Source organism: Streptomyces anulatus (genome assembly GCF_014650675.1).
GTDB lineage: Bacteria > Actinomycetota > Actinomycetes > Streptomycetales > Streptomycetaceae > Streptomyces > Streptomyces anulatus.
Genome location: NZ_BMVK01000017.1, coordinates 129,787 through 143,754 on the forward strand (window position 1 = coordinate 129,787; position 13,968 = coordinate 143,754).

The 13,968-nt window shown below is 72.2% G+C and carries 11 protein-coding genes; 6 read left to right on the forward strand and 5 right to left on the reverse strand.

The window, feature by feature from the left end; translation table 11 throughout:
* The first annotated feature begins 323 nt into the window (after positions 1 to 323).
* The 3 genes from aspT (IE272_RS31365) to IE272_RS31375 are packed head-to-tail and all read left to right on the forward strand — an operon-like array spanning position 324 to position 5,387.
* Positions 324 to 2,000, forward strand: a complete 1,677-nt coding sequence (gene aspT, locus IE272_RS31365; protein ID WP_050359758.1) for an aspartate-alanine antiporter — start codon at positions 324 to 326, stop codon at positions 1,998 to 2,000.
* A 1-nt stretch (position 2,001) separates the two neighbouring features.
* The gene (aspT, locus tag IE272_RS31370; protein WP_190009163.1) at positions 2,002 to 3,705 is read left to right on the forward strand and encodes an aspartate-alanine antiporter; all 1,704 of its coding nucleotides are present in this window, start codon (positions 2,002 to 2,004) and stop codon (positions 3,703 to 3,705) included.
* A 23-nt stretch (positions 3,706 to 3,728) separates the two neighbouring features.
* On the forward strand, positions 3,729 to 5,387 hold the full coding sequence (locus tag IE272_RS31375) for a bifunctional aspartate transaminase/aspartate 4-decarboxylase (protein ID WP_056707637.1): 1,659 nt from the start codon (positions 3,729 to 3,731) through the stop codon (positions 5,385 to 5,387).
* Between the two features lie 277 nt (positions 5,388 to 5,664).
* On the opposite strand, the gene IE272_RS31380 is transcribed toward IE272_RS31375, so the two are convergent.
* On the reverse strand, positions 5,665 to 7,098 hold the full coding sequence (locus IE272_RS31380; RefSeq protein WP_190009165.1) for a HAMP domain-containing sensor histidine kinase: 1,434 nt from the start codon (positions 7,096 to 7,098) through the stop codon (positions 5,665 to 5,667).
* Positions 7,095 to 7,835, reverse strand: a complete 741-nt coding sequence (locus IE272_RS31385; RefSeq protein ID WP_050359754.1) for a response regulator transcription factor — start codon at positions 7,833 to 7,835, stop codon at positions 7,095 to 7,097. The genes IE272_RS31380 and IE272_RS31385 overlap by 4 nt, the downstream gene beginning before the upstream one ends.
* A 133-nt stretch (positions 7,836 to 7,968) precedes the next feature.
* On the opposite strand from IE272_RS31385, the gene IE272_RS31390 reads away from it, so the two are divergent.
* A complete protein-coding gene (locus tag IE272_RS31390; RefSeq protein WP_057663012.1) occupies positions 7,969 to 8,523 on the forward strand; it encodes a hypothetical protein in 555 nt (184 codons plus the stop codon).
* Between the two features lie 60 nt (positions 8,524 to 8,583).
* Here IE272_RS31390 and IE272_RS31395 read toward each other — a convergent pair whose 3' ends face one another.
* Together IE272_RS31395 and IE272_RS31400 are read right to left on the reverse strand one after the other, a co-directional pair.
* A complete protein-coding gene (locus IE272_RS31395; RefSeq protein ID WP_050359752.1) occupies positions 8,584 to 9,567 on the reverse strand; it encodes a spermidine synthase in 984 nt (327 codons plus the stop codon).
* 76 nt (positions 9,568 to 9,643) lie between these two features.
* Positions 9,644 to 10,018 carry a hypothetical protein gene (locus tag IE272_RS31400; RefSeq protein WP_073958631.1) on the reverse strand — a complete coding sequence of 125 codons (375 nt, stop codon included), beginning with the start codon at positions 10,016 to 10,018 and terminating at the stop codon, positions 9,644 to 9,646.
* Positions 10,019 to 10,312: 294 nt separating this feature from the next.
* Here IE272_RS31400 and IE272_RS31405 point away from each other — a divergent pair, with 294 nt between their 5' ends.
* Entirely contained in the window at positions 10,313 to 11,803 is a 1,491-nt protein-coding gene (locus IE272_RS31405; protein ID WP_190009167.1) for an NsdA family TPR-like regulatory protein, read from the forward strand.
* 245 nt (positions 11,804 to 12,048) lie between these two features.
* On the opposite strand, the gene IE272_RS31410 is transcribed toward IE272_RS31405, so the two are convergent.
* Positions 12,049 to 12,645, reverse strand: a complete 597-nt coding sequence (locus tag IE272_RS31410) for a histidine phosphatase family protein (protein ID WP_050359750.1) — start codon at positions 12,643 to 12,645, stop codon at positions 12,049 to 12,051.
* Positions 12,646 to 12,887: 242 nt separating this feature from the next.
* Here IE272_RS31410 and IE272_RS31415 point away from each other — a divergent pair, with 242 nt between their 5' ends.
* Entirely contained in the window at positions 12,888 to 13,901 is a 1,014-nt protein-coding gene (locus IE272_RS31415) for a phosphatase PAP2 family protein (RefSeq protein WP_050359749.1), read from the forward strand.
* Positions 13,902 to 13,968: the final 67 nt, after the last annotated feature.

The window sequence follows — 13,968 nt, forward strand, 5'->3', positions numbered from 1 at the left end:
CGCGAGACAGGGCGGAGGGCGTCGGGTCTGCTGCGGGAAGAGGAAGCGCGCGAGACCTTCCCCCAGAGTGGGAGCGCTCCCATGCGCCGTTGCCGGAAGGTTGCTGCCTGAAGGGGGTGGGTGTCAAGAGTTGAAGACGATTCCGTTGCCGAGGGATGTCCGGCGCGTCACCGAGGGGGCGTTGGGCCGCCCTCCCGTCGGAAGGTGAACGGGGGCGGGCCGGGCCGGGCGAGCTGCCGGGGCGCTCCACCCCTGTTAATTTCTGCCTTATGCACCTTTTGATCATCCTGGTCGTCGACACCAGCCCCGGTGAGTGAGGCGGGATGGGCGTTCTGCGCGACCATCCCGAACTGGCCCTCTTCTTCTGCCTCGCGGCCGGCTATCTCGTCGGCAAGCTCCGCGTCGGCCCGATCACGCTCGGCGGCATCTGCGGCACCCTGATCGTGTCGCTGCTGCTCGGCACCCGGCACATCAGCGTCGACGACGACGTCAAGACGGTCTTCTTCGCGCTGTTCATCTTCTCGCTCGGCTACATGGCCGGACCGCAGTTCTTCGCCAACCTCAACCGCAAGAGCCTGCGCTTCTTCACGCTCTGTCTGATCGAGCTGGTCTGCGTCCTGGGCATCGCCTTCGGGCTCGCCAAGGCCTTCGACCTGGACGTGGGCACGGCATCCGGAATCCTCGCGGGAGCGGCCACCGAGTCCGCCGTCGTGGGGACGGCGACCGAGGCCATCGGCAAGCTCGACGATCTGACCTCCGCGCAGATCAGCCAGTACCAGGGGCACGTCGCCACCGCGTACACGGTCTGCTACCTGTTCGGCCTGATCACCATCGTGCTCTTCACCAGCCAGATCATGCCGATGCTGCTCCGCATCAACCTGGCGGACGCCTCGCGCGAGCTGTGGGAGAAGATGCGCGGCGGTCAGGGCGGGCTGGAGTCCGACGAGCGCGAGGCGCTGCCCGGCCTGGTCGGCCGCACCTATCTGGTGACGCTGGCGGACGGGCGGACCGTCGGTGCTCTGGAGAGCGCCCTGGGCGGCCGGATCACCGTCGAGGGCGTCAAGCGCGGCAGCAAGCTGCTGACGCCCGCCCCCGGTCTCGAACTGACGCTCAGCGACCTGATCCAGGTGGTCGGGGAGCGGTCGGCCATCATCGAGGCGGGGCGGGAGATCGGCCCGGAGACCCCGGCCGTGCCGGGGCTCGACACCCCGCTGGCCACCGGTCAGGTCGCCGTCACCGAGAAGGAGACGATCGGCGCCACGATCGACCGGCTGGAGAAACGCCACCCGGAGTTCCGCAAGGACGGCGTCTACATCACCGACGTGCTGCGCAACGACCAGCACCTGCCCGCCAGCGGGGAGACGGTCCTCGCCCGGGGCGACGTACTCACCCTGGTCGGCGCCCGGGGCGGGCTGAACCGGCTCGTCGCCAAGCTCGGCGCGGTGGTGAAGAACGACGCCACCGACTTCATCTACCTCGGCTTCGGCATCGTGGCGGGCTCCCTGCTCGGCCAGATCGTCGTCAAGTTCGGGGACATCCCGATGTCGCTCGGCACCGGCGGCGGCTGTCTGATCTCCGGCCTGGTCTTCGGCTGGTTCCGCTCCCGCAGCCAGACCTTCGGCGCGTTCCCGCCGCAGGCCGCGAGCACGCTCAAGGACATGGGCCTGGCCGTCTTCATCGCCTGTACGGGACTGGCGGCGGGGCCCCAGGCCTGGCCGCTGCTGAAGGAGTACGGGGCACTGCTGCCGTTCGCGGGCATCGCCATGGTGCTGGTCCCGGCGACCATCTCCCTGATCGTCGGGCGCAAGCTGCTGAAGATCGAGAAGCCGCTGCTGATCGGCGCGATCGCCGGGCAGCAGTGCTCCACCCCGGCGATCACCTCCATCACCCAGGTGGCCCAGAGCTCCGTACCGCTTCTCGGCTACACGATCACGTACACGCTCTCCAACTTCCTGCTGCCGCTGACCGGGCCCATCCTCGTCGGCGTGCTGGGGGCCTGACGTGATCGACTTCCTGAACCGGAACATCTTCCAGCCCCACCCCGAGCTGCTCGTCTTCCTCGTGGTCGCGTTCGGCTTCCTGCTCGGGAAGGTCCGCTACCGGGCGATCGCACTGGGCGCGGTGACGGGCTGTCTGGTCGCCGGGCTGCTGCTCGGGGCCCAGTTCGAGGTCCAGATCGACGACACGGTGAAGAACCTGTTCTTCATCATGTTCCTGTTCGCCCTCGGCTACCGGGTCGGCCCGCAGTTCTTCCGGGGACTGCGGAAGGACGGGCTGCCGCAGGTCGTCAACGCGGTGGTCGTCTGTGTGACCGGGCTGCTGGTGTCGTGGCTCTTCGCGAACCTGCTCGGTTACGGTCCCGGGCTCGGCGCCGGCCTGATGAGCGGGGCGCTGACCCAGTCGGCCGCGATCGGTGTCGCCCAGGACGCGATCGGCACCCTGCCCGGCCTCTCCCCCGCCGAGGTGAAGACCCAGGAGAACCTGGTCGCCGTCGGGTACGCGGTGACGTATCCGCTCGGCACCATCCTGTGCGCGATGCTCCTGGCCAACGTGCTGCCGAGGCTCTACCGCCGTGACCTGGCGAAGGAGAGCGCGGAGCTGGCGGCGGAGCTGGACGCGCCGGACGAGAGCCCGGACGAGGGCGAGGGCTACTACGAGGTGGTGCTGCGCGCGTACAGCGTCGAGCGGCCCGATCTGGTGGGCCGCTCGGTGGCGGACTTCGAGGAGCAGCAGAAGGCGCTGGGCCGCCGGGTCTACCTCACCGGGATCCGCCGCGACGGCACGGTCCTGGAGCACGACCAGTCCCGCGTCCTGCGCCTCGGCGACACCGTCGCGGTCAGCGCGATCCGGGGCGACCTGGTGGAGTTCGACGCGGTGACGCACATCGGGTCCGAGGCCGACGACGTGACGCTGCTGGGCTACCGCACCGAGACGCTGCACGTCGTCGTCTCGGAGAAGGCGCAGCTGGGCCGGACCGTGGAGGAGGTGCGGCGGGAGCCGTTCATGGTCGGTGTGTACATCGACCAGCTGTACCGGGCGGGGGCGGTCTTCCCCTACCGGCTGTCCACGAAGCTGGAGCGCGGCGACACGCTCGTCCTCACCGGGCCGGAACGCCTGGTCGGACCGGCGGGGAAGGCGCTGGGCAAGCCTGTCCCGACGAGCTTCGCGACGGACATGGTCTGGGTCGGCCTCGGCATCTTCCTCGGCGGCTGCATCGGCATCCCGGCGCTGACGGCGGGCGGGGTGCCGATCTCCCTGTCGACCTCGGGCGGCGGCCTGATCATGGGGCTCGTCTTCGGCTGGATCCGCGGCAAGTACCCGACGTACGGGAATGTGCCGCCCGGCGCCCAGTGGTTCATGGACACGCTCGGGCTCTGCCTGTTCGTGGCCGTCGTCGGCATCAACGCCGGGCCCGGTTTCACCAGCGGTCTTTCCACGGCCGGCTGGGGGCTGCTGCTCCTCGGCGCGGTCGCCACCGTCGTACCGCTGCTCGCCGGGTTCCTGGTCGGGCACTACGTGCAGAAGATCCGCTTCCCGATCCTGATGGGCGTCCTGGCGGGCGGCCAGACCACCACGGCGGCGATCGGCGCCGTCAACGAGACCTCCAAGTCCCAGATTCCCACCCTCGGCTACACCATCCCGTACGCCGTCGGCAACGTCCTGCTGACGGTGTGGGGCGCCGTGATCGTCCTGCTGAACCACTGACCTGCTACGGAGTGGACACCACCATGCCCAAGACCAGCATCAGCCGTGAAGAGATCCGGTCGTTCGCCCAGCTCTCCCCCTTCGAGCTGAAGGACAAGTTCATCCAGATCGCGACGACCGCGCAGAGCGACCGTCCGGGCCAGAAGGGGAAGTCGACCCGGACGATGCTGAACGCGGGCCGCGGCAACCCGAACTGGGTCGCCACGGGGCCCCGCGAGGCGTACCACGCGCTCGGCTACTTCGCGATCGCGGAGTCGCGGCGGGTGTGGACGGCCGACAACCTGGGCGGCATGCCGGAGGAGTCGGGGTGTGCGGAGCGCTTCGAGCACTTCGTCCGTACGCACCCGGAGCTGCCGGGCATCGAGCTGCTGAAGGCGAGCGTGGATCTGGCGGTGAAGCGGTTCGGCTTCGACCGGGACGCGTTCGTGCACGAGCTGGCGGACTCCTCGATCGGCGACAACTATCCCGTCCCGGACCGGATCCTGCACCACACCGAGCAGATCGTGCGCGGCTACATCGCGGACGAGATGTTCGACCACCGGCCGCCGGAGGGGCAGACGCTGAGCCTGTTCGCGACCGAGGGCGGCACGGCGGCGATGTGTTACGTCTTCGACTCGCTGATGAAGAACGGGATCCTGAAGAAGGGCGACCGGATCGCCCTGATGGTGCCGGTGTTCACCCCGTACCTGGAGATCCCGGAGCTGGACACGTACGACTTCGACGTGGTGCGGGTGGAGGCGAGCCTGTTCACGGAGACCGGGGTGCGGCAGTGGCGCTACCCGGAGGAGGAGATCGCCAAGCTGGCGGACCCGTCGGTGAAGCTGGTCTGCTGTGTGAACCCGAGCAACCCGCCCTCGCTGGCGCTCTCCACCCGGGTCGCCGAGCAGATCGTGTCCATCGTCGGCGAGCAGAACCCGAACCTGATCATCGTGACCGACGATGTGTACGGGACCTTCGTGGAGGGCTTCCGCTCGCTCGCGGCCGACCTGCCGCGCAACACGGTCCTCGTCTACTCCTACTCCAAGCACTACGGGGCGACCGGCTGGCGGCTCGGGGTGATCGCGCTGCACGACGACAACGTGATCGACGGGATGCTGGCGGAGCAGGACCGGGCGCAGAAGGACCGTCTCAACAAGCGTTACGGGACGCTGTCGTTGGAGCCGGAGAAGATCCGGTTCATCGACCGGCTGGTGGCGGACTCCCGGCAGGTGGCGCTGAACCACACGGCGGGTCTGTCGCTGCCGCAGCAGACGATGATGGTGCTGTTCTCGCTGTTCGACATGCTGGACGAGGGCCAGGCCTACAAGCACCGGATCCGGGCGATCGTCCAGCAGCGGCTCGAACTCCTGCTGGAGGGCGTGCACATGAAGGTCTCGGAGGATCCGAAGCGGGCCGCGTACTACATCGAGCTGGATCTGCTGGCCGAGGCCGAGCGGGTGCACGGAAAGCCGTTCGCCGACTTCCTGGAGAAGAACTACGAGCCGGTCGACCCGCTGTTCCGGCTGGCCGAGCAGACGTCGGTGGTGCTGCTCAACGGCGGCGGCTTCGACGGCCCGGAGTGGTCGGTGCGGGTGTCGCTGGCCAATCTGGACGATCTGGACTACCTGAAGATCGGCCATCATCTGCGGGCGATCTTCGACGCGTACGCGGAGGAGTGGCAAGCCACCCCCCAGGCGGGGTGAGATGCGCGCCCCGGCCGGAGGTGGGGTGGGGTCCGGCCGGAGCGCGCGGTGGGGGGCATACGTGCGGTTCGGGGCCCGAGGGGGGCGTTCGGGCTGCTGGGTGCCGGTTTCCCCACCGCCACCGGGGCGACCGGTGACAGCGGGGGCCGGCGTGGGGGTCTGTACCGCCGACGAGGAGGTACAACGAGCACGCTAGCGGCAACGGAACGGGCAAAGAGGGCGTTCCGGGCCGCAGTTGATGTTCTTAGGGCGGGCTTAAGGAACCCATCGGCGCGGGTTAATGCTGGGCCCCGGAGCCGGTCGTGGTCCGGGGCTCCTTCCGCCGCTGCCAGCCGGTCCGGCGGCCGACCCGCCGGCCGTGTCCGCGTCGGCCGCGCTCGGGGCGGCTGCCGTACAGACCGATCCAGATCCGGACCTCCGTGCCGCCGAGCACGGACCGGCCGATGCGCAGGTCGCCGCCGGTGGACTCGGCGACCCGGCGCACGATGTCGAGGCCGAGGCCGGTGGAGCCGACGGACCCGCTCGCCGCGTCACGCCCGCTGCCGCCCCGGGCGAGGGCGGCCTTCGGGTCGGAGATCCCCGGGCCGGCGTCGGAGACGAGCACGATGACGGCGTCGCCGCTGTGGTGGACGTCGACGGAGAAGGCGGTGCCCTCCGGGGTGTGGCGGAACACGTTGCCGAGCAACGCGTCGAGGGCGGCGGCCAGTTCGGGGCGGGCCACGGGGATGCGCACCGTACGGTCGACTCCCGCTAGGCGCACCTCGCGCCCCTCGTCCTCCGCGAGCGCCGACCAGAAGCCCATGCGTTCGCGGATCACCTCGGAGGCGTCGCAGCCCGCCCCCGTCTGCCCGGCCTGGGGCTGCGGGCGCTGCTCGCGGGCGGTACGGATGATCGTGTCGACCTCGTGCTCCAACTGCAGGACCGCCGCCCGGGTCTGCTCGGCCGCCGGGCCCTCGCCGAGGGACGCGGCATTCAACCGGAGCACGGTGAGCGGGGTGCGCAGCCGGTGCGAGAGGTCGGCGGCCAGCTCGCGCTCGTTGGCCAGGAGCTGGACGACCTGGTCGGCCATGGAGTTGAACGCGACGGCTGCGGACCGCAGTTCGGTGGGGCCCTCCTCCGGGACCCGGGTGCCCAGGCGCCCCTCCCCCAGGTCCTGGGCGGCGCCCGCGAGGCGCTGGGCGGGCTGCACCATCCGTACGCCGAGCCGGTCGGCGACCGCGACCGAGCCGACGATCAGCGCGACGCCCACGCCCGCCAGCATCAGCCAGGCGGTGGCGACCCCGTGGGAGACCTCGCCCTCGGGGACGAACACCTCGACGACGGCGATGTCCCCGGTGCCCAGCGCGGTCGGCTGGAGGAGCGCGAAGCCGCCGGTGACCTCGGTGATGGAGGCGCGCCCCGCCTTGCGCACGGTGGCCACGTCCTTGGGGGTGGCGCGCCGGGTGCCGATGTCCAAAGGCCCGCCCTCGGCCGGGACATGGACGGCGAGGCGTCCCCGGTCGCCCGGTTCGGTGGACAGGACGGCCCGGGTCAGCTCCTCGCGGTCGGTGGTGATGGAGAGCGTCGGGGCGATCATCGCGGCCTGGCGTTCGGCGTCCGAGAACGCCCGGTCGCTGGCCATCTCCCGGATGACGAGTCCGAGCGGCACGGCGAAGGCGATGACGACCATGGCGGTGACCGCCAGGCAGACCTTGACCAGGGCCCATCTCATGCGGGCGGCTCCGTGACCGGCGTATCGGCCGGGGCAGCGGCCGGGGCGTCGGCCGGCGGCTGGAGCTTCACGCCGACGCCGCGCAGCGTGTGCAGATAGCGCGGCCGGGCGGCGGTCTCGCCGAGCTTGCGGCGCAGCCAGGACAGATGGACGTCGATGGTCTGGTCGTCGCCGTAGGACTGCTGCCAGACCTCGGCCAGCAGCTCCTTGCGGGCGACGACCACGCCGGGCCGCCCGGCCAGGAAGGTGAGCAGGTCGAATTCGCGGCGGGTCAGGTCGAGTTCGGCTCCGTCCAGCTCGGCGCTGCGGCGCAGCGGGTCGATGGAGAGCCCGCCGACGCGGATGACCCGGGGCGGCGGCGCCTCACCGCCGGCGGCGCGCGAGCGGCGCAGCACGGCGGCCATCCGGGCGGAGAGGTGCTCGACGGAGAACGGCTTCGTCAGGTAGTCGTCGGCGCCGTCGTTGAGCAGCCGGACGATCTCGCTCTCGTCGTCCCGGGCGGTGGCGATGATCACGGGCACGTCGGTGATGGACCGCAGCATCTTCAGCGCCTCGGCGCCGTCCAGATCGGGCAGTCCGAGGTCGAGGATGACCACGTCGAAGCGGAAGTGCGCGACCTCGCGCAGCGCTTCGAGCGCGGTGCCCACGCTCCGTACCGTGTGGGAGGCCTCACTGAGGTGCCGGATGAGGGCGGAACGTACGAACTGGTCGTCCTCGACCACGAGCACACTTGCCATGGGCGGCACCGTACGCCATGCCGGCGGGCCCGGTCCCGGCCTCGTCGGAAACCTCCGCAAAGGCCGGAGAAGAGCGGTTGTTCACGACCCCCGGAGGAGAGCGGAGGCGGGCCGGGTGGTGCAGGATGTGCCGATGCAACGAGGACTCGTACACGCGCTGGCGTGGACGCTCGCCACCGGCGCGGCGGTCACGCTCACCTGGTGGGGCGTGCACACGGTCATGACGGGAACGGCCTACGACCCGCCCCGGGCCGTGCCGGTCTCGGTGGGTTCGGGGCCTCCTCAGCGCATCGGGCAGAGCACCGGGGAGCCGCTCGTCTCCTCGACTCACCGGACCTCGCCCTCCCCCTCCGCCTCGCCGAGCACCGGCGGAACGAGCCCCTCGCCCTCGGCCCCGCGCCCTTCCCGTACGCCGTCGGCGACCCCGGCGAAGCCGCCCGCGCCGTCGACCTCGGGCGAGGTGAAGAGCTATCGCACCGACGGCGGCCGGGTGGTGTTCGAGCTCGGGGCGCGCTCGGCGAAGCTCGTCTCGGCGACGCCCGAGCCGGGCTGGTCGATGCAGGTGTGGACGAACGACGCCTGGATCCGGGTGGACTTCAGCGACGGAGGCGGGAAGAGCGGGAAGACGTACTCGGTGTTCTGCACCTGGAACGGGACACCGCCGACGGTGCAGGTCGTCGAACCGTAGAGCCGGGGCAGTCCGGCCAGGGGCCGGTCAGGGGCTACTCAGGTGCGGCTCAGGGGCTGCTCAGGGGTTCTCGAAGACGGACGGCGGCGGCGTGGGCGACGGTTTGGCCGCGGCGTCGGTGACGACGGCCGCGCCGCCGGTGAAGTCGGTGAGCGCGCGGCCGTGTTCGACGCGGCCGGGGTGCGGGTCGCTCGCCACCCGCCGGGTGAACTCCGCGACCGGGAGCGGCAGGGCGGAGGCGAGCAGGACCGCGTTGCCGAAGCGGCGGCCCCGCCACACCACCGGGTCGGCGGCCAGCGCCAGTTCGGGGAAGACGGCGGCGGCGGTGGCGACCTGGCCGCGCAGATGGGCGAGCGGGGGGCCGTCGGCGAGGTTCGCGGCGTACCGCCCGTCGGGCTTCAGCACCCGGCGCACCTCCGCGAGGAATTCGGCGGAGGTCAGGTGGGCGGGGGTGCGGGCCCCGCTGAACACGTCCGCGATGATCAGGTCCGCCCAGCCGTCCGGGAACTTGCCGAGCCCTTCGCGGGCGTCGGTCGCCCTGACCCGGACCCGGGCCTGGGGGTCCAGCGGGAGGTGGTCGCGGACGAGCTGTACGAGGGGCGCGTCGAGCTCGACGATCTGCTGGGTGGAGCGGGGGCGGGTCGCGGCGGTGTACCGGGCGAGGGTGAACGCGCCGCCGCCCAGATGCAGGACGTGCAGCGGCTGGAGCGGGGGTGCGGCGAGGTCGATGACGTGGCCGAGGCGGCGCTGGTAGGCGAACGAGAGGTGCGCGGGTTCGTCGAGGTCCACATGGGACTGCGGGGCGCCGTCGATCAGGAGCGTCCAGGCGCCCGGGCGTTCCCGGTCGGGCAGGAGCTCGGCGAGTCCGCCGCCGACCTGCTGGGAGACCGGCTCCCGCTCGGCCCGGCCGGATCCCCGGCCGCCGCCCTGACGCCCCTTGGCGCTTTCGGCTCCGCCCTTGCCCGCGGCCTTGTTGCCGCCGGCCGCCCTCCCCTTGCCCGCGGCCTTGTCCTTGCCTCGGGCCGGCGCTCCTCGACGTGCCACGTTCGCTGGTCCTTGCTGGTGGGGGCCCGGGTCGCCGGTCGCGCGGAGGTGTTCCGCCCGTCCGGCCATTATGGGCTCAGCAGCAGTTGTCGGCCGCCTCGATCAGCCGGGCGGCCTGGTCGAGGGCGGCGCGGAGCACGGCCGGATCGGTGACCGGGGCGTCCTCGGCGGGCGGGAGCAGCCAGCCGGAGCCGGAGCCGGAGCCGGGCGGCTCGGCGGGGATGCGCAGCCCGCGGCCGTCGGTCCGCGTACAGGCGCTGCCCGGTACGTCCCAGGCGTCGGCGGTGCCCGGCGGTACGAGGAAGCCGAGGGTGTCGCAGGCGCCGTCGTGCAGGACCGGGCCCACGGGCTCCTGGTCCCGTCCGCGACGGAGGATGTCGACGGCTTCCAGTCCCTGCCGCGCGGGGACCGTGACGAGGTCGCAGGACTGGTCCCCCTGCGCCGGGGCCATCGGTTTCGTCGCGGTCGTCCGTGAGCCGGTCTCCCTGCCGAGATGCAACAAGGGAACCCCTCCTCTCATCGCCGAACGGAGCCACGCTCCGTCTCCACATGGACCAACGCCCCGGGTGCGTCAAGGGCTACGGGACCACACCGCCGCAAAGGGTGGCAGTTCATGGCAGATCAAGGGTGGTATGCCCCTTTCGCAACGAAACGCTGTGTGTGCGTCCCGTCACAGCAGGTACGTTCTTGCTCCGCCGGGGCACCGGGAACCACGGACCCCGGCCGCACCAGAGAGGGGCCGGCCATGGTGTCGACAGCGGCAGTTCCCAACCTCGCCTTCCGTCAGCTGCGCGGACAGCGCTCCGCCGGGGAGTTCGCGGCGGTCGTCCGCAGGGCGGCGCGGGAGATCGGGGAGCAGGTCGCGTGCGACGCCCGCTACATCGGGCGCGTGGAGTCCGGGGAGATCCGCTGCCCCAACTACGCCTACGAACGCGTGTTCCTGCACATGTTTCCCGGGGCGTCCCTGGCCGACCTGGGGTTCTCTGCCCGCGAGAGCGTACGGGGGCGGGGCGCGCGGGTCGTGTCCGAACCCCCGCCCGTGCGCGGGCGGGAGGGTGATGCGACGGCCCCGGCCCCGGCCGCCGCATCACCCGCCGGCCCGCACGCCCCGCTCCTCCACCGCGAACCCTTTCTCCACCGCGACACCGAAACCGACGACATCCCCGAGGAGAGCGACGTGCTGCGTCGCGTGTTCATGACGAGCGGCACCACCACGGTGGCGGCCGCTTCCCTGGGTCTCGGCGGGGCCCCCGCCTCCGCCGCCCAGGTCTCTCTGCCCGCGCAGCGCAGGGTCGGCGAGGCGGAGGTGAACGCCGTCGAGAAGGCCGTACGGCAGATCCGGCTGCTGGACGACCGGCACGGCGCGGACGGGCTCTACCGGCGGGCCGCCCAGCCGCTGCGCGCGGCGTACGAGCTGCTGGACGCCGGGACCACCGCACGGCGCGCCACCTCGGACCGGCTGCACGCGGGCGCGGGCGAGCTGGCCATCTCGGTGGGCTGGCTGGCCCACGACTCGGGCCGCTTCGACGACGCCCGCTCGCACTACGCGGAGGCGCTGGCCACGGCGCGGCTGGCCGGGGACGCGGGTCTTGAGGCGCACGCGTTCTGCAACACGTCGTTCCTGGCCCGGGACTCGGGGCGGCCCCGGGAGGCGGTACGGGCGGCGGAGGCCGGCCAGCGGGCCGCCCGCACGCTGGGGTCGCCCCGGCTGCTGGCGCTGCTCGCGCTGCGGGAGGCGGGGGGCCGGGCGGGGCTCGGGGACCGGACGGGGTGCGACCGGGCGATCGGGCGGGCCCGTGCGGCGTTCGACCGGGGCACGGCGGCGGGTGATCCGGAGTGGATGAGCTTCTTCCGGGAGGCGGAGCTGGAGCTGCTGGAGGCGCAGTGCTGGTCGGCGCTGGGCGACTGGTCCCGGGCGGCGCGGCACGGACGGCGGGCGACGGCGCTCCAGGACGCGCACTTCACCCGGAACCTGGCGCTGTACCGGGCCCAGCTCACGGGTGACCTGGCCCGGGCGGGCCGGGCGGACGAGGCGGCGGCGACGGGGCACCAGGTGCTGGACCTGCTGACCCGGGTCCAGTCCTCGCGGATCCGGGGGATGCTGGCGGGGGCGGCGCGAGTGCTGGAGCCCCGGGCCGGGGCGGCCCCGGTGGCCGGCTTCCTGACCCGCCACCAGGAGTCGCCCCCGGGCCGTAGCACTCGTCCTGGCAGCCACCCCAGCCCGTCCGGCGCTTGACGACGAACCCGGTGAACACGTTCCAGGGTGCGAAAACCAGCCCGTCCGGCGTTTGAGGACGGAACCGTGCAGCACGTTCCAGGGTGCTGATTCAGGGTCTCCCGCGCCACGGGTCCCGTGAAGAGCCCGCCCACCGGACGAAGGGTTCCGTCCTCAAACGCCGGACGGGCTTGGGTGGGTGCCGGACGGGTCTGGGTGGGCTCATGTGCCGGGTGGGCCGAGAAGTGGGTGGGCCGGGCGGGTCGTTATCGCTCCAGGTGGCCCGTGTCGTTCCAGCGTTCCACGGCCGGCAGGCCGTACGCCCAGCCCAGGACCGACAGCGACGTCGGCTCCAGGCGGATACGGGCGCCGAAGGACAGGTCCTCGCCCAGCCACCGCGCACCCAGCGCCCGCAGGATGTGGCCGTGGGCGAAGACCAGGACGTCCCGGTCCGCCGAGCGGGCCCAGGCGACGATCTCGTCCGCGCGGGCGGTGACGTCGGCGACGGACTCCCCGTCCGGGACCCCGTCGCGCCAGATCAGCCAGTCGGGGCGGTCCGCCTTGATCTGCGCCGGGGTCAGCCCCTCGTACGCCCCGTAGTCCCATTCCATCAGCGCGTCCCACGGCTCCGCCCGCTTCCCGAACCCGGCGAGTTCGCAGGTCTCGGCGGCCCGGACGAGCGGGCTGGTGCGGACCTCGACCCCGGGCAGCCCCGCCCAGGGCTCCCGGTGCAGCCGCTCGCCGAGGAGCTTCGCGCCCTCGCGCCCGGCGTCGAGGAGCGGGATGTCCGTCCTGCCGGTGTGGTTGCCCCGGACCGACCACTGGGTCTGGCCGTGCCGGGCGAGCAGGATGCGCGGTGCCATGAAGGCTCTCCCTGAAACGCTGGTGCTGGGCCTTCCATCATCCCGTACCGTCCCGGCAGGCAACCTCCCGGGCCATGCGGGCGTCCCAACCTGAGCAGTGCCCCGGCCGAGGATTCGGACCAGCGCGGGGGCCACTGCGTACGGGACGTCCGGAAGGGGACCCCCGGGGGAACCGGCGGCACCGTGCCACCGTACGGTTGAACGTTCGTCGTCGGCCGCATGAACATGGGGAGAGCTACCGGATGCCGCACGCCACCGCGCCGCCCGCGACCGGTCATCGGCCCCGCTGGTGGACGGAGCTGCCACTGATCGCGGTGGTGTACGCGCTGTATTCGGTGGGCCGGCTCCTGGTGCGCGGCGATGTGTCGACGGCGGTCGACCACGGCCTGGCAATACTGCGGCTGGAACAGGCGCTCCACCTCAACGCCGAGCACCCGCTGAACCGTCTCTTCACCAGCACCCCGTCGATAGGGATACCCGCCGACTTCGCGTACGCGTCCCTGCACTACCTGGTCACCCCGGCCGTCCTCATATGGATGTTCCGGCGCAGGTCGGCCGCGTACCGGGCGGCCCGGGTCTGGCTGATGAACTCCACGCTGCTGGGGCTGGTCGGCTTCACGCTGATGCCGACCTGCCCGCCCCGGCTGCTGGACGCGAGCCACGGCTTCGTCGACACGATGGCGCAGTACAGCGCGTACGGCTGGTGGGGCGAGGGCGCGAGCGCCCCGCGCGGGCTGAGCGGGATGACCAACCAGTACGCGGCGATGCCCAGCCTGCACGTCGGATGGTCCCTCTGGTGCGGGATCCTGCTGTGGCGGCACGGCCGCCATCCCCTCGTACGGGCGGCGGGCATCGCCTATCCGCTGATCACCACGATCATCGTGATGGGCACCGCCAACCACTACTTCCTGGACGCCGTCGCGGGGGCCGCGGTGATGGGCCTCGGAGCCCTGCTGGTCAGGCCCGTCATGCGGACCGCCGACCGGTTCAAGGCATGGGGCGCGGCCCGGTTCACCGGGCCGGCCGCCGTCCTGTTCGCGGGCCGGAGCGGGGGCGGCCGGAGCCCCGTCGCCGGGTCCATATCCGCGACCGTGCCCCCGAATGTCAGTACCGGATGCAAGACTTCCCCGGGTGAGCGAATCCCCGGCCAGCGGACCACCTCCGCAGATCCCCCCGGCACGGTTGTCGGCGGCACGGCAGCCAGAGACGACGCCGACGCGGCCGCGAGCGACGACGCTCCGGCAGCGGCTCGCTGAGCTGCGCGGCCCCTCCGTCGCACCGCACCCGCTCGACGCCCGGGCGCTGGCCGCCCTCGCCGCCAAC

Coding starts and splice junctions, on each gene's coding strand:
- IE272_RS31415 (WP_050359749.1), top strand. CDS start 12,888: ATGCCGCACGCCACCGCGCCGCCCGCGACCGGTCATCGGCCCCGCTGG.
- IE272_RS31410 (WP_050359750.1), bottom strand. CDS start 12,645: ATGGCACCGCGCATCCTGCTCGCCCGGCACGGCCAGACCCAGTGGTCG.
- IE272_RS31380 (WP_190009165.1), bottom strand. CDS start 7,098: ATGAGATGGGCCCTGGTCAAGGTCTGCCTGGCGGTCACCGCCATGGTC.
- IE272_RS31405 (WP_190009167.1), top strand. CDS start 10,313: ATGGTGTCGACAGCGGCAGTTCCCAACCTCGCCTTCCGTCAGCTGCGC.
- IE272_RS31390 (WP_057663012.1), top strand. CDS start 7,969: ATGCAACGAGGACTCGTACACGCGCTGGCGTGGACGCTCGCCACCGGC.
- IE272_RS31385 (WP_050359754.1), bottom strand. CDS start 7,835: ATGGCAAGTGTGCTCGTGGTCGAGGACGACCAGTTCGTACGTTCCGCC.
- IE272_RS31375 (WP_056707637.1), top strand. CDS start 3,729: ATGCCCAAGACCAGCATCAGCCGTGAAGAGATCCGGTCGTTCGCCCAG.
- IE272_RS31400 (WP_073958631.1), bottom strand. CDS start 10,018: ATGGCCCCGGCGCAGGGGGACCAGTCCTGCGACCTCGTCACGGTCCCC.
- aspT (WP_050359758.1), top strand. CDS start 324: ATGGGCGTTCTGCGCGACCATCCCGAACTGGCCCTCTTCTTCTGCCTC.